Annotated in this window: 14 protein-coding genes; all 14 read right to left on the bottom strand. The window is 61.5% G+C overall.

Annotated elements, in window-relative coordinates:
• Positions 1-77 precede the first annotated feature (77 nt).
• The gene (locus tag A6B35_RS08795) at positions 78-1,598 is read right to left on the bottom strand and encodes a winged helix-turn-helix domain-containing protein (RefSeq protein WP_006200946.1); all 1,521 of its coding nucleotides are present in this window, start codon (positions 1,596-1,598) and stop codon (positions 78-80) included.
• A 255-nt stretch (positions 1,599-1,853) separates the two neighbouring features.
• A complete protein-coding gene (locus tag A6B35_RS08790; protein ID WP_244425886.1) occupies positions 1,854-2,291 on the bottom strand; it encodes a c-type cytochrome in 438 nt (145 codons plus the stop codon).
• Positions 2,292-2,358: 67 nt separating this feature from the next.
• The gene (locus A6B35_RS08785) at positions 2,359-3,231 is read right to left on the bottom strand and encodes a WD40/YVTN/BNR-like repeat-containing protein (protein ID WP_006200948.1); all 873 of its coding nucleotides are present in this window, start codon (positions 3,229-3,231) and stop codon (positions 2,359-2,361) included.
• A 137-nt stretch (positions 3,232-3,368) separates the two neighbouring features.
• Positions 3,369-3,581: a heavy-metal-associated domain-containing protein gene (locus A6B35_RS08780; RefSeq protein ID WP_006200949.1), complete on the bottom strand. Its 213-nt coding sequence runs from the start codon at positions 3,579-3,581 to the stop codon at positions 3,369-3,371.
• Positions 3,582-3,945: 364 nt separating this feature from the next.
• On the bottom strand, positions 3,946-7,113 hold the full coding sequence (locus A6B35_RS08775) for an efflux RND transporter permease subunit (protein ID WP_006200950.1): 3,168 nt from the start codon (positions 7,111-7,113) through the stop codon (positions 3,946-3,948).
• Complete coding sequence (locus tag A6B35_RS08770) at positions 7,110-8,576, bottom strand: efflux RND transporter periplasmic adaptor subunit (protein WP_006200951.1); 1,467 nt, start codon at positions 8,574-8,576, stop codon at positions 7,110-7,112. Before A6B35_RS08770 ends, A6B35_RS08775 begins: the two co-directional genes overlap by 4 nt.
• Positions 8,573-9,067 carry a FixH family protein gene (locus A6B35_RS08765; protein WP_006200952.1) on the bottom strand — a complete coding sequence of 165 codons (495 nt, stop codon included), beginning with the start codon at positions 9,065-9,067 and terminating at the stop codon, positions 8,573-8,575. The genes A6B35_RS08770 and A6B35_RS08765 overlap by 4 nt, the downstream gene beginning before the upstream one ends.
• 30 nt (positions 9,068-9,097) lie before the next feature.
• Positions 9,098-9,472, bottom strand: a complete 375-nt coding sequence (locus A6B35_RS08760; RefSeq protein ID WP_006200953.1) for a hypothetical protein — start codon at positions 9,470-9,472, stop codon at positions 9,098-9,100.
• A gap of 729 nt (positions 9,473-10,201) precedes the next feature.
• Positions 10,202-10,486, bottom strand: a complete 285-nt coding sequence (locus A6B35_RS08750) for a copper-binding protein (RefSeq protein WP_040582343.1) — start codon at positions 10,484-10,486, stop codon at positions 10,202-10,204.
• A gap of 26 nt (positions 10,487-10,512) precedes the next feature.
• Positions 10,513-11,001 carry a cupredoxin domain-containing protein gene (locus A6B35_RS08745; protein ID WP_006200956.1) on the bottom strand — a complete coding sequence of 163 codons (489 nt, stop codon included), beginning with the start codon at positions 10,999-11,001 and terminating at the stop codon, positions 10,513-10,515.
• Positions 11,002-11,014: 13 nt separating this feature from the next.
• Entirely contained in the window at positions 11,015-12,403 is a 1,389-nt protein-coding gene (locus A6B35_RS08740; RefSeq protein ID WP_006200957.1) for a multicopper oxidase family protein, read from the bottom strand.
• Positions 12,404-12,419: 16 nt separating this feature from the next.
• Positions 12,420-13,877, bottom strand: coding sequence for a TolC family protein (locus A6B35_RS08735; RefSeq protein WP_006200958.1), 1,458 nt, complete (start codon positions 13,875-13,877; stop codon positions 12,420-12,422).
• Complete coding sequence (locus A6B35_RS08730) at positions 13,874-14,101, bottom strand: hypothetical protein (protein WP_006200959.1); 228 nt, start codon at positions 14,099-14,101, stop codon at positions 13,874-13,876. Before A6B35_RS08730 ends, A6B35_RS08735 begins: the two co-directional genes overlap by 4 nt.
• A gap of 83 nt (positions 14,102-14,184) precedes the next feature.
• Complete coding sequence (locus tag A6B35_RS08725; RefSeq protein WP_065518170.1) at positions 14,185-14,598, bottom strand: hypothetical protein; 414 nt, start codon at positions 14,596-14,598, stop codon at positions 14,185-14,187.
• Positions 14,599-14,650 lie beyond the last annotated feature (52 nt).

The following is a 14,650-nucleotide window of genomic DNA, read 5'->3' as shown; positions in this document are numbered from 1 at the left end:
CAAAGACGCGCCGTACCTAGCCGCGGCTACGGCCGTCACTGAAACGTTGCCGGTGGCGCTCTAGCGACGCAACGCATCTACGTGGCCCGCTCCGGCAGGCCGGCCTTGCGGAGATTCTTGCGAAAATGCTCAAAGTACGCGGCATCACCATAGGGGGCGAGCTTCGGATCAGTCCATTTTTCCAGCGTGGCGCCGGCATCGAGTTCGAGAGCGCGTTTCATCGATTTCTGGGCCTGCTGCTGATTCCCCTCGGCAGCGAAGCTGGCGGCCTGATAGATTCGCATGATGGCGCTATCAAGCGAGCGCAGGCTGGCGAAGGTAGCGATGGCCTTGTCATATTGGCGGGCATCGAAATAGATCTGGCCCAGTTGGGAAGTGTACCATTCGTAGTGAAAGGGATTGAGGCGCATGGCCTTTCGTGCTTGCTCGATGCCCTCTTCAGGCCTGCCCGCATAGCTTAGGCAAAGTGCATAGTCGGTCTTCACGTCGGCGTCGTTGGGATTGCATTCGAGGGCTTTCCGGAAGGCCTCAAGTGCCACGCCATGATTCAACGTATACAAATGATAGTTGGCGAAAGCCCAATAGGACCAAGAATCGCCGTCGTCGCAGGCAATCGCCTCCACTGCCCATCGGCGGGCCAGACCCATCGAGGCGTGATGGTCGTCGGCCCAGCCGCAGCAGGCGTCGGCCATGTGACTCAACGCCATTTTGCTATAGGCCTTGGCAAGTCTCGGATCACATTCGATTGCCTTTGTCAGATGCTCCCTGGCAAGGCTCTCTCCTTCCTTGCTGAAACGACAGGCATCGATGGCGCGCTGGACATGGTCCAGGGCGACGAAACTCTCGAGTCCGGCGGACCTGCTTCGGTCACGCCAAGCCCTGCCGAGCCTGCCGCCATAGCCGGACGCTAGGGTACCGATGATCGTCCCGGTGATTTCGTCCTGGACCGAGAAGATATCCGTCAATTGCCGATCGTAGGTTTCGGTCCAAAGCTGCCGGCTATCGGCTCCGTCGACAAGTTGGACCGAGACTCGGATGCGATCCCCAGCCTTCTGAACACTCCCCTCCAGAATGTAGCGAACCGACAGTTCACGCGCAGCCTCAGCCGATGTAACCGGCCGGTTCCGGTAGGCCAGGGTCGAAAACCGGTCGATCACGAACAACTCGTGAAAGCGCCCGAGGCTGGCGACGATGTTGAGCGCCAATCCTTCGCAGAAAATATGCTGTTCCGGGTCGCCGCTCACGTTGTCGAAGGGAAGAACTGCGATGGACGGCCTGAGCGGCGCCGGAGCCTCCGCGGAGGTCTCGAAGGGCCTCGGGCCGGCATATTTGTACCCGCGACCATGCACGGTTACGATCATCTCGGCTGGCAACTGTTTTCGCAGCGCCGAAATGTGGACCTGCAGCGTGTTCTCCTCCACCACCACGCCGGGCCAGACTGCATCCAAGAGTTCGGTCTTGCCGATCACCTCGTCCGGCCTCCCCAGCAACGTGGCCAGAATGTCGAAGGATCGTGCCGAAAGGTCCATCGGCCCCTTGGGCCCCAGCAGCAGCCGTTCGGCGCGTTTCAGGCGATAGTTCCCAAATTCCAAGTCCATTTGCCAAGAACCCGGTCCCTCGGGCGTAGGATAACCCAAGACGATCCCGAAGGCGAACGTCTGAGCTGTTCAGGACTTTCCAGATCCGGGCCAAGGACCTGACGGCCCAGGAACCAGTTGATCATCGCGCCCAAGCGGCGGCGCCTTGCCGCCGAAGGGACGCTGGCATAATGTCGCGTCGGAAATCGGCGTTACGCCTGAGGCGTTTTATCGGGAACTTGCCCGCCGGCGATGATCTGCCGGCCATGATGCGACTCATCGTGCGGAGGGTTCCCGCCGCGCGAAGACGCGGTTCAGTTCGTCGTGGCGGTGGCGCATGTCGTCCGGCCAGCGCGACTTGATATAGGACAAGGCCGCGATGATATCGGCGTCGGTCAGGATTCCCCCGAAAGCTGGCATCCGCGTTTTGTAATCCTTGAGGCTGGCGGCTTCGGCGACGCCGAGTTTCGTTATCCTGAACAGCAGCGTGTCCCGGTGGTGCCAGGTGTGACCGCTTTCGTCGTGCGGCGGCGCCGGAAGGAATCCATCCTTGTCCTGCGCTTTCCAGTTCGGTTGACCTTCGAGGTTCTTGCCATGGCAAGAGGCGCAATGCGCCACGTAAACGGCCTCGCCGCGCGCGATGACACGGACATCGTCGGGCTTGAGGATCCCGCCCGACTTGCCGCCGAAAACAAGAACCACGCAGACCGCCACCAAGGCGGCGAGAGCAAGCACAAATCGCCAGCTTTCCAATCACTCTACGATCCACTGTGTCACCGCATCAACGACCGAGTTCGGTCCAGTTGGCGCCGCCGTGGGTGCTGGCCAGGATGTCGCCTTGGTGAGACGCCACGAATATCCGACCCTTGTCGGCCGGATCGACCGCGAGATGCAGCAGGATTCGGTCACTCAAGCCGCTGGAAAGGAGCGCGAAGTCCAGAGCAGCCTCCGCGGACCGGACAAGTCCTCGTCCCACCACGAACGCGTAGACGGAACCGTCGGCCGTCACCTCGACGAGACTGACGGGCGCGCCATCGACGACCGTTTCCCAGGTCAGGCCTCCGTTCCTACTGACCGACAGGCCTCCTTCAGTCGCAGCGTAAATCGTGTCGGCGTCCTTTGCCGATGCCGCAAGGTCGATCAGCTTTTCGGGCAGCGGTCCAACCACCGACCATGTCTTCCCGGCATCGCGGCTCACTTGTAGCGCGCCGTAGGCGCCGTAGAGAACCTGAGGATCCGCCGAGCTGACCGTCATCTGGTGAAAGTCGACCGGGCCATCTGCTCCCGGCGAAACCTGATTCCAGGTAACGCCGTTGTCGGCTGAGGCAATGAACCCGAGATTGCCCCCACCCGCTGGGTGCCCGCTGGCGTAGAGCGACCTCGGGTCGGATGGGTCCGGCGTGAACCCCATAAAATCCCGCACTGGCGAAATGAGCTCTGCCTTTCCGTCCGACGCAGCGCGAAAGAGTCCGTGGTGGGTCGCGATCAGGAGTTTTTGCGAATCTTCCCTGTCGATGGCCAGCCCATGGATGTGAGTGCGTTCTTTCAGCTGCGAAACCGAGACTGCCTCGGCTCCCACCGCCGATCCTGTGGCCGCCGCAAGCGCAAAGGCCGACATCAGGCTTGCGGCGATCATCCCCAAAGATTGTCTCATCTGATCACCTCCAGCGTCGGGCCCTAGCCTCGTGGGCATGATATCAGGACCGGGATTGCAGTGCATCGGACGCGTCTGCGCAGCCCGACCCCCTTTTTGACCGACGCGGAGCGAGCCACGCTATTGCGCCGCCGATGTCAGGCCGACTTGTTCGGATATCCGGCATCCTCGACCGCGTGCGAAATTCTTGCAGCATCGACGCCGGTCTGGATCGATACGATTTTAGTTGGGAGGTCCACGGTAACGACCGCCTGGCCATCGATGCTCCGCACCGCCTTTGTCACCGTTCCCACGCAGTGGCTGCAGGTCATATCAGGCACGTTAAATGGCATGTCGCCAACCATCAACATGCTGCTTCCAGTCGCAGGAAGGCCAAACCCAAATTCGATCCCGGAACGGGACGGGGCCTGTGAAGCCTGCCCAATGAAAAGCCCGCCAGCGGCGGGACCACGGGCGGGCTCTCAATTGGAGCGGCTACATTCCTGAGAAATCGACCGCTAGGGATTTATACATCATACGCACGCCGATTCCAGGACAATTTTAGAGATCTCTTATATTCCAAGCCTCGCCTTGGGTTTGTCAACGATATGATCGCCATTGTCATCTGAAGAACCAAGGCAGCAATCACCAGCACGACCAGGGCGAGAAGGATGAACCTGCCACACCCATGCCCCACATGCCGCCCGACATCATCTGGTCCATTACTTTTCGCTCCTACTCCGCGGCCAACTTCAGCCGACCGTCTGCTCTTGGCTCCTCGACCGCACTCTGGCTCGGCAACCGCCAGCCCTTGACGATGCCGTAGACTGCGGGGATCACGACGAGCGTCAGGATGGTCGACGAGATCATGCCGCCGATCATGGGGACCGCGATGCGCTGCATGACCTCCGATCCAGTGCCTGTGCTCCACATGATTGGCATCAGGCCTGCCATGATGGCGACGACGGTCATCATCTTCGGGCGTACGCGCTCGACGGCACCGAACATGATCGCCTCGTTAAGGTCCATCCTGGTCAAACTCCGCTTCTCGGCCGCACATCTGGCCCTCGCTTCGCTCCACGCGTTGTCGAGATAGATCAGCATGATGACCCCGGTTTCGGCGGCCACGCCAGCGAGCGCAATGAAGCCCACCGCGACCGCAACTGACATGTTGAAGCCCAGCCACCACATCATCCAGATGCCGCCGACGATTGCGAATGGCAGCGACAGCATGACAATCAGCGTCTCGGTTAGCGCCCGGAAGTTGAGGTAGAGCAGCAGGAAGATGAGCGCGAGCGTTAGCGGCACGACGATCTTCAGCCGCGCCTGGGCACGTTCAAGATATTCGAACTGTCCGCTCCAAGCGACCGAATAGCCCGGCGGGAGCTTCACCTCGGCGGCGACCGCCTGCTGCGCCTCGCTGACAAAGCCGCCGAGATCGCGCCCCGCGATATCGACGAAGATGTAGACGGCGAGTTGTCCGTTCTCGGTGCGGATCGAGGTCGCTCCGCGCGTGAGTTCGACCTTGGCGACCTCGCCCAACGGGACGGAGCCGCCACCAGGCAGCGCGATCTGCACGTCCCGGGCAATCGCGCCGGGATCGCTCCTGAGCGCTCGCGGATAGCGGATGGCGACACCATAGCGCTCACGGCCCTCGACCGTGGAAGTAATGACCTTTGCGCCGAGCGCCATGGAGATCACGTCCTGCACGTCGCCGACCGACAGGCCATAGCGGCCGAGGGCGGCCCGGTTGGGCACGATGTCGAGATAGTAGCCGCCGATCACCCGCTCGGCATAGGCGCTCGACGTTCCTGGAACGGCCCTGAGCACCGCCTCGATCTGGCGCGCGACATTTTCCATTTCGGCGAGGTCCGTGCCGTAGACCTTGACCCCAACGGGCGTGCGGATGCCCGTCGACAGCATATCAATGCGGGCCCGGATCGGCATGGTCCAGGCATTCGAAACGCCCGGAAACTGCAGAGCCGCGTCCATCTCCGTCTTGAGGCTTTCCGACGTGACCCCGGGGCGCCATTGGGATTTCGGCTTGAGGTTGATGATCGTCTCGAACATTTCGGTCGGCGCCGGATCGGTCGCGGTCTGCGCCCGGCCCGCCTTGCCGAAGACGGATTCGACCTCCGGGAAAGACTTTATGATCCGGTCCTGCATCTGCACCAGTTCCGCGGCCTTGGTGACCGAAATCCCGGGCAAGGTCGTCGGCATGTACATCAGCGTTCCTTCGTCGAGATTCGGCATGAATTCGCTGCCGAGCTGGCGCGCTGGCCAGACCGTGACGGCTAGAGCGGCGATCGCGAGCAAGATCGTGAAAGTCTTCGCCTTCAGCACCCCGGCGATGACGGGCCGATAGAGGCCGATAAGCAGCCTGTTGAGCGGGTTCTTGTGTTCTGGGACGATCCGGCCACGGACGAAGACGACCATCAGCGCCGGCACTAGTGTTACCGAGAGCAGTGCGGCCGCGGCCATGGCGAAGGTCTTGGTGAAGGCGAGCGGGCCGAACAGACGGCCTTCCTGGCTTTCCAGCGTGAAGATCGGCAGGAACGAGACGGTGATGATGAGCAGGCTGAAAAACAGGGCGGGCCCGACCTCGGCCGCCGCCTTGACCAGCACCTCGATGCGGGGCTTTTCCGGCGGTGCCCGTTCCAGGTGCTTATGGGCGTTCTCGATCATGACGATCGCCGCGTCGATCATCGCGCCGATGGCGATGGCAATGCCGCCGAGGCTCATGATGTTGGAGCCAAGACCAAGCAGCTTCATCGCCGCGAAGGCCATCAGGATGCCGACAGGCAGCATGATGATCGCGACCAGCGCGCTCCTGACGTGAAGCAGGAACACGATCGTGACGAGGGCCACGACGATGCTCTCCTCGACCAGCGTCGACTTCAGCGTCTCGATCGCTGAGTCGATGAGTTCCGACCTGTCGTAGACGGGGATGATCTTCGCGCCGCCCGGCAGACTTTTTTCGATCTCGGCGAGGCTTTCCTTGGCGTTCTCGATGACGGTCAGCGCATTCGCGCCGACACGTTGCAGCACGATGCCGCTCGCGACCTCGCCCTCGCCGTTCAGTTCAGCAATGCCGCGGCGCTCATCGGGGACGATCTCGACCTTCGCCACGTCGCCGAGCCGGAGCGGTACGCCGCTGACCGACTTGAGCGCGATGCTCTCGATGTCGGAAACACTCTTCAGATAGCCGCGCCCGCGCACCATGAACTCAAACTCAGAGATTTCGACGGTGCGCCCGCCCGTGTCCATGTTGCTGACGCGAACAGCTTCGCCGATTTCCGAAAGCGTCACGCCCTGGGCGCGCATCCGCGACGGATCGACCACTATCGAGTATTGCTTGACGAAGCCGCCGACGCTCGCGACCTCGGACACGCCTTCCGCCTTCGAGACTGCGAAGCGAACGACCCAGTCCTGCAAGGATCGGAGTTCCGCGAGGGACAATTCCTTGGCAACGACCGCGTACTGGTAAACCCAGCCGACGCCTGTTGCGTCCGGTCCGAGCGCAGGGGAGACGCCGTCGGGCAGACGGCTGGCGGCCGCATTCAGATACTCGAGCACCCGGCTCCGTGCCCAATAGGGATCGGTGCCGTCTTCGAAGATCACGTAGACGAAGGATACCCCGAAGAAGGAGAAGCCCCTGACCACCTTCGATCTTGGAACGGTGAGCATTGAGGTCGTCAACGGATAGGTGACCTGATCCTCGACCACCTGCGGAGCTTGGCCAGGGTAATCGGTGAAGACGATGACCTGGACGTCAGAGAGATCCGGTATGGCATCGAGCGGCAAGGTCCTGATCGAGTAGACCCCTGCGGCTGCAGCCAGAGCGGTCGCAACAAAGACGAGGACGAGGTTGCGTGCCGACCAGGCAATGAGGTTGGCGATCATGGCTGGGCCTCCGCAGGCGTCAGCGCGCTGAGCGCGGCCTTCAGGTTGCTTTCGGCATCGATCAGGAAGTTGGCCGAGACGACGACCTTTTCGCCTTCGGCGAGGCCTTCCATGATCTCGACCATATCGTCACCTCGCATGCCGATTTTCACGTCGCGCGGCTCAAAGCTGCCTTCGCCCTTGTCGACGATCACGACCTGGCGGTCGCCAGTGTCGATGACCGCGCTGTCGGGCACGGTCACGGCCGGCGCGGTGCCTCCTGTCACGATCTCCACCTCTGCGTACATGTTGGCGAGCAGCAGGCCGTCTGGGTTGGGGAGTTCGATGCGAAGCCTCGCGGTCCGCGTCTGGCCTTGGATTTCGGGATAGATCAGCCCGACCTTGCCCTCGAACACCTCGCCCGGAAGGCTGCGGATGCGCACAGCCACCCTGTCCCCGGCACGAACGGAGCTCAGCTCGTATTCCGATACGTCGGCCATCACCCAGACGACGGAAATGTCGGCGATCCGGAACAGGGTTTGTCCCGCCTCCGCCATCATGCCGTCGACGGCCATGCGCTCCAGGACCACGCCGTTGCGGGGCGCCATCAGCGTCACCGAGATCGGCACCTTTTTCGTCTTCTCGATTGCGGCGATAGCCTCGGCGGGGACGCCGAGATTTTCGAGACGTTGCAGGCTGCCTCCCGCAGCATCGCGACCTGACCCACCCTTCAGATCCGCGGCATATAGCGCACCCGCCTGGGCAATTTCCCTGGAGTAGAAGCGCACAAGCGGCCGGCCCTTCTCGATAGCCTCTCCGGTGGTGACGTCGGCTACTTCCTCTAGAAACGCCTCGGTGCGTGTCGACACGACGCTGACGCGGCGCTCGTCCAGTGTGACGGTTCCAGGAACCCGGACATGGCGCGTGATCGCGCCCTTCGTGGCGAGCACGGTCTTCACGCCTGTCCGTTGCAGCCTTCCTGTCGAAACCTTGACCGTCGAGCTGTCATCCGCCTCACCTTCGAAGACGGGGATGTAGTCCATCCCCATCGAATCCTTCTTCGGCACCGGAGACGTGTCTGGTAGGCCCATGGGATTGCGGTAGTAAAGGATGGCCGCCCGGTCGGCCGATTCTGCGGCTCCGGTGCCCGCCTCCGTCATCTCGCCCGCGGAACGGTCGTCAAAGCTCACGTCCTCGCTGGCGCGCACCCCCACGAAATCGCGGCCATCCTCGGTCTTTTTCGGTATTGCCGAATAGACCGGATCTCCGTCCGGATGGCGGTAATAGACTACGCGGCCTGAAGCGACAGTACCCGTAGCCCTGGCCGGCGCTTTCGCTGGTTTGCCGAACACACCCTCGAATGGCGCCTTGATCCATTGCACAGCGATCGGGGCGGACAGATCGCGCTGTCCGGCCCAGTATCCGCCCGCTCCCGCCCCCGCCGCCATTACGGAGAGGGCCAGGAATGAGCCGAGCCTATTCATTGGACCGCCTTGAATTCCAGACGGCTCTCGACTGTGTCGCCCTCGCCCTGGACCTTCGCCGCGATCGAGAAGCGCCAGCCTCCCGCCATGATCAGGTTGGTCTTGAATCGATAGATGCCGGGCTCCTCGGGCGGCAGCGCCTCGACGGGCGTGGTCATCGCCTCCATTCCGTCCGGAGCCATGTCCATTCTGGTGGCGAACACGACGGCGTTGTTCACCGGAGCGCCTGTCCTCTTGTCGAGGAGCCTGACGGCAACGACGGCACCGTTCCCTTCCTTGATCTCGTTCTTAACGAGCTGGAATTCGTAGTCCTCAGAAGCAGCATTGGCTGCGTGGGAAACAACGACAACGAATGCGAGCGCCAGCATCGCGGCGCGTGGGAAAAATTTCGATTTCATGTTTTCAAAATTCCGACTGTCATTGAACCGCGTGAGCACGGCCTTGGCATGGGAGACACCATGCGATTTCGCCCGCGCAGCATTCGGCCGCACGGATTCCGGCGCTGGAAGCGCCTGTGACAGTCAGGCTTTGGGTGGTCTGGGCGGGGGTTTCCCGACAAGCGACGAAAGGACCGCTTCCCTGCCGTCGAGAAACTCCTCTCCGATCGGGGCTTGGACGAGGAACGTCGGCGTTTCGGGAAGTGGAACGCTGACGAGGCCCGACACGCACAGGACCGCGAGCGGGCAAACCTTGCCGCAGTCCGGCACCATTGGCTTGCCGTCCGGGCAGCAGGGCATGTCGTCCTGCATGATGGATAACGTCGACCCGGCAACAGCGGCGCTCGAAGTCGAAGCTCCCAAAGGTGCAAAGGCCAGCCCAAAGACGGCCAGCAATAAGAGCACTCTTCCGAAACCGAACGAATTAGTCATCGACCACATTTTGGCATAGGCAGCCACCGCGCGATAGTGTCTTCGGGATTTGTGACCTTCTTGTGAAACCGCGAAAAAGTCGTCGCCGACGCCGCTACTCGTACTCTGTCACTTTTCCGCGCCTGCAAAGAAGAACAGCAATGTTTCTCACTAGGCTACTCGCCACGCGGACGACATTGGCTTGTCGACCGCTTAAAGCGATGCGTGCGCTTCCCGGAAACATCTGACCTATCCGATTTCTCGGCCCACTGCCGAAAAGAGATTCGATTCGAATATCGATGCGAGAGATGATAGTCTCGTCTTGGATCCTCGGGAGGAGGAGATGCGCGCCATTGCATTTTTTGCCGGCGTGTTGGTGGCTACGCCCTCGTTGGCAGCGGAGCAACTGATCTTTTACACTGCCAATTTTCCAGATGCGACCTCGGTCCAACTCAGCGTCCTGAACAATAGCGTCTCGCGAGATGGGGACTATGACTTTGACGTCGCTATTGGCCTAGTCGAGACAGACGCGAGTGGCGCTATCAGGTATGAAGATAGCGGAAGGCATCGTGCACGCGTTCGCTGTAGTTATCCGGCGTATGTAGGCGTGGGCACGCGAAGATATCCTATAGAGATGCCTCTGAGCCGCTCCCCACATGACGATTGGAAAGAGAACCTCTGGATAGCATTCTGCGCGGCCCCCTCGTCGTGACACGCGCATTGCCCGATAGGACAGCGGCCGCGGGTTGATTTTCAGCCCGCGGCGCTAGTCCCGGATCACTTGATACCGGTGACCGTGATGCGTCCGTTGACGCGGTCGGCTGTAAACTCGATCGCCTGACCCGATTTGACCTTCTCGAGCAAGCTCGGCTCCGAGACGACGAACACCATCGTCATCGCGGGCATATCGAGATTTGTCAGCGGTTCATGTTTAATCGTCAGCTTTTTCTGCTTGACGTCGACCTTGGTGACTTCGCCTTTCACGTATTCCTGCGCGAGCGCGCTTCCGCCGATGGCGAGCACGAGCGCGAACGTCGAGAGTGTCTTTACCAATAGTGTCATGATTGCTTCCTTTGCGTTTTTCGAACTCAGTTGGCGACGGTGATATCGCCCTTCATGCCGGAATCGTAGTGACCCGGGACCAAGCAGGCGAAACCGAATTCGCCGGCATTGGCGAAGGTCCAGATGATCTCGCCTCTCGCGCCGGGCGCCAGCCGGATCGAGTTGGGATCGGCGTGCTCCATCTCGGGGAACTTCTCCATCAGCACCTTGTGCTCCATGATCCCCTCATGGACGTCCATGACGAATTCGTGGTCGACTTTGCCTTTGTTGACGAACTTCAGGCGGACGGTCTCGCCCTTCTTCACCTTGAGCACGGCCGGTTGGAACAACATCGTCCCGTCATCCTTCTCCGACATAGAGATGTTGACAGTCCGCTTTGCCTTGCCAGCCTCACCAGGGTTGCCGATCGGCATCGTGGCGGCCTTGTCGCCATGGCCTCCGGCGTGGGTTCCACCGGCAAGAGCTGCTCCGGAACTGACCGCCATCAAAACGGCTGCTGCGATTATATGTTTCATGCTGCACACTCTCTCATTGTTGAGGTTGAGGGGTTTCGGTTTCTGATCCCTGTTTGCCGTGACCGCCGTGCGTTGCCGGGGCCATCGTTTTTGCGTCGCCTGATTTCGACGGAGCGGGGACATCTCCCTTCCACTCGTAAGCCACGGTTCCCTCCGGGTGCTGGTACCAGCCGGGATCGGCGTAATCGTTCGAGGCTAGGCCCTCGCGAACCTTCACGACCGAGAACATCCCACCCATTTCGATCGCGCCGAATTGGCCCCAGCCGGTCATCATCGGGATCGTGTTGTCGGGAAGTGGCATCTCCATCTCGCCCATGTCGGCCATGCCGCGGTCTCCCATGGCCATGTATTCGGGCTGAACCCGACGGATCTTGTCGGTGACCTTCGAGTTATCGACGCCGATGAACGTGGGCACGTCGTGGCCCATGGCGTTCATTGTGTGGTGCGATTTATGACAATGGATCGCCCAGTCGCCCTCGTATTTGGCCTCGAACTCATATGCCCGCATGGCGCCGACAGGAATGTCGATCGACACCTCCGGCCACCGCGCCTCCGGTCGGACCCAGCCCCCATCGGTGCAGGTCACCTCGAAGTCGTAGCCATGCATGTGGATCGGATGATTGGTCATGGTCAGGTTGCCCACGCGGACCCTGACCCGGTCGTTTTTCGCCACTGGAAGATGACTGATCCCCGGAAAGACGCGGCTGTTCCAGCCCCAGAGATTGAAATCCGTCATCTCCATGATGCGCGGGACGTACGACCCCGGTTCGATGTCGAAGGCGTTCAGCAGGAACACGAAATCGCGGTCCACTCGCATGAATTTCGGATCTTTGGGATGAATGACGAAGAAGCCCATCATGCCCATGGCCATCTGGACCATTTCGTCGGCGTGCGGATGGTACATGAATGTGCCGCTCTTCACGAGGTCGAACTCGTAGACGAAGGTCTTGCCGGGTGGGATTCCGGGCTGGGTAAGACCGGTCACGCCGTCCATGCCGTTTGGCAGGATCATGCCGTGCCAGTGGATGGTGGTGTGCTCGGGAAGCTTGTTGGTCACGAAGATGCGGACACGGTCGCCTTCGACCGCTTCGATCGTCGGGCCCGGCGACTGCCCGTTGTATCCCCACAGATAAGCAGTCGAGCCTGGAGCCAACTCCCGCTCGACCGCCTCGGCCACGAGATGGAATTCCTTCACACCATTGTTCATGCGGTGGGGCAGCGTCCAACCGTTGAGCGTCACCACCGGCTGGTAGTCCGGGCCGCTCGTCGGAAATATCGGTGGCTGCATGTCCGGCGATTCCATGACGGCCGCGTCCGGCAAGCCCATCGCCGAAGTCTTGGTCCATGCTGTGGCGCCGGCAAGCAGGGCTCCCGCACCTAGCAACTGACGTCTTGAAAGCATTTTCTTCTCCTTGAGTTCAGTGGCCTTCGGCGCCCGCTTCGGCTGCCGCCGGTGCTTCGCCGCCCCCGGACGAGCTTCCGCCGCCACCGTGGATGGCGGTTCCGAGGTTGACGTCAGCCAGCCAGAAATTGCGCTTGGCGTTGAGGGAAAGCATGATCGAGCTGATTTTCGCGCGGGTGTCCGCCAGAAGCTCGAACGTGTTGGTGATCATGCCGTTGTAGGTCAGGAGCGACTCCGCCTCGATCTTCGTGCGCAGCGGCACAACACTGTTCCGATAGTGCCGAGCAATGTCATAGGTCGAGCGATAGGCGTCATAGGCGGATCTGGCCTCGGACCGGATGTTGACCGCCTTTTCCGCCATCTGATTGGCGGCTTGCATGTAGGCAAGCTCGGCCTTGCGCATGCGGGCCTTGCCGGTATCGAAGATCGGGATGACGAACTCCAACTCCAGGGTGGGTGCGACACTCGTCTCCGTCCCGCCCTCCTCGGACTCTTCGCGTTCCACCTCCACGCCGGACAGGAGTTCCAGGTCGCTGACGTAGCGGGTCGCGTCGGTCAGGCCGTAGGATTTCGCCAACGCTTCCAGCTCAAGTTTCGCAATCTCGAGGTCGACGCGATTTTTGAGCGCCTCCGCCTCGATGGCGCGTTTGGCCTTGGCGCCCTTCGGCAGGGCTGGAAGCGTGTTGGGGACTGAGTAATCGACGTCCGGCCCCCAAAGCCCCATGAGGCGGGTGAGCTCTTCCTTCGCGGTCCGGGCCGCGAGACGCGCCTCCGCCGCCTGGCCGACGATCTCGGCATAGAAGACATGTTCGCGGGCCTGGCCGGTTTTTGTGAAAGCGCCTGTCTCGCCAAGTTTTTGGGCGAGTTCCGAGGCAGCGTCCGCGGCGGCCTGCGCCTGATTCAAGTAGGAAACGCTTTCCCAAGCCGATACCGCGTTGATCCAGGCCCGCCGCGTGTCTGCGGCGAGCCGTAGCGTTTCCTCAGCGGCGCGGAGTTGCGCTTGACGGAAGCGCGCATCCGCGACTGCGACGCGCCGTTCACGGGTCGCCAGCGCGAGGATGTTGCTTACCACCGCGCCTTCAATCGTCCGCACCGGATCGACGCCGATCATCCCGACCGAGATCGTCGGGTTGACGAGCATCGTTTCCTGCCAGACATCTGCAGCCGCCAGGCCGATCTCGGCATAGGCGGCCTGCAGGCCCTTGTTGTTGAGCAGAGCGACCTGCACCGCGACGTCCGGACCGATCGTCTTCCTCTGGACGAGGCTTTTCACGCGCTGTGAGATCCCCCTCGCCTCCTCGCTGGACTGCACCCACACCGTTCTCTTGCCGGTTACAGATTCGGCTCGCGCCACGACCGTCGTAAAGCCGGCCATGGGATCGGAAATGCTATCAATGGCCCCGTTGGTCGTGCATCCGGCAGCGATCAGCGGGATGGCTACGAGGGTAGCTATGGTCAGGAACCGGCGCGTCATGATCCGGCTCCCGAAGGGGAGCGCTCTTCATTGAGACGCCGCCAGTTCTGCGGATCGACCGGTTCCCGGTGGTGATAGTCGGCGATGACCGGGTGGTAGTGCACATCACGGATGCCCATCACAGGATCGGCCGGATTGAAGGCAGGAAGGACGTCCGGCGGCATGGTTCCCGCGCATCCGGAAACGAACAGCGATGCGAGGATCGCGAGACTTGCGATTTTCATTGTGGACCTGAAGCTCTACGTATGCGTTTGGCCGCGCCGGAACGGAATCCGGACGCTGCGCGCGAACGCCCCAGAGAGGCGCGTCAGCTCAGGTGTCTGGGAGGTCTTATATGGGCCGTATACTCGCCGCCTGCCGAGGTTTCGGTAGCGACGGCCGCAAAGCAGCGAGAAACAACCCGCTCCAGATGGGGACAATCGACCGGCACGGCATGCGCAGGCGCGCAATGGACTTCGCAGCTTTTGTCGCTGGAATGCTTGGTATCGTGATCGTGCTCTGACGTGTCCACGTCGTCGGCAGTGGCGCCGTGGTCGTGACCACCCGCCTCGTGGGAGTGTTCTTCGGCAGGGAGAATCATCCCCGCGTCGCTGTGAAAACCCGTGGCATTGGCCGTGGCAAACAGACCAGGTTGAAGAGCCGTCATGGCCAAGAACACGACCGCCAGCACTGCTCGGAGCGGTATGTTCCCTAAGATCGAGATTCGACCGAGATTCCTCATTGTGCCCTTCGGACAATTGTTCGAGTGATTTGTCAAGGTCGCCTGCGGACAG

The organism is Mesorhizobium amorphae CCNWGS0123 (assembly GCF_001686985.1).
Taxonomy (GTDB): Bacteria; Pseudomonadota; Alphaproteobacteria; order Rhizobiales; family Rhizobiaceae; genus Mesorhizobium; species Mesorhizobium amorphae.
The sequence above is the reverse complement of the archived record's forward strand: the minus strand, read 5'-3'. Positions and strand labels throughout refer to the sequence as shown.

Excerpts from the sequence above, each read along its gene's own strand:
- A6B35_RS08745 (WP_006200956.1), bottom strand. The coding sequence starts at position 11,001 with ATGAAACATATAATCGCAGCAGCCGTTTTGATGGCGGTCAGTTCCGGA.
- A6B35_RS08775 (WP_006200950.1), bottom strand. The coding sequence starts at position 7,113 with ATGATCGCCAACCTCATTGCCTGGTCGGCACGCAACCTCGTCCTCGTC.
- A6B35_RS08740 (WP_006200957.1), bottom strand. The coding sequence starts at position 12,403 with ATGCTTTCAAGACGTCAGTTGCTAGGTGCGGGAGCCCTGCTTGCCGGC.
- A6B35_RS08785 (WP_006200948.1), bottom strand. The coding sequence starts at position 3,231 with ATGAGACAATCTTTGGGGATGATCGCCGCAAGCCTGATGTCGGCCTTT.
- A6B35_RS08795 (WP_006200946.1), bottom strand. The coding sequence starts at position 1,598 with ATGGACTTGGAATTTGGGAACTATCGCCTGAAACGCGCCGAACGGCTG.
- A6B35_RS08725 (WP_065518170.1), bottom strand. The coding sequence starts at position 14,598 with ATGAGGAATCTCGGTCGAATCTCGATCTTAGGGAACATACCGCTCCGA.
- A6B35_RS08770 (WP_006200951.1), bottom strand. The coding sequence starts at position 8,576 with ATGAATAGGCTCGGCTCATTCCTGGCCCTCTCCGTAATGGCGGCGGGG.
- A6B35_RS08750 (WP_040582343.1), bottom strand. The coding sequence starts at position 10,486 with ATGACACTATTGGTAAAGACACTCTCGACGTTCGCGCTCGTGCTCGCC.
- A6B35_RS08780 (WP_006200949.1), bottom strand. The coding sequence starts at position 3,581 with ATGTTGATGGTTGGCGACATGCCATTTAACGTGCCTGATATGACCTGC.
- A6B35_RS08735 (WP_006200958.1), bottom strand. The coding sequence starts at position 13,877 with ATGACGCGCCGGTTCCTGACCATAGCTACCCTCGTAGCCATCCCGCTG.
- A6B35_RS08730 (WP_006200959.1), bottom strand. The coding sequence starts at position 14,101 with ATGAAAATCGCAAGTCTCGCGATCCTCGCATCGCTGTTCGTTTCCGGA.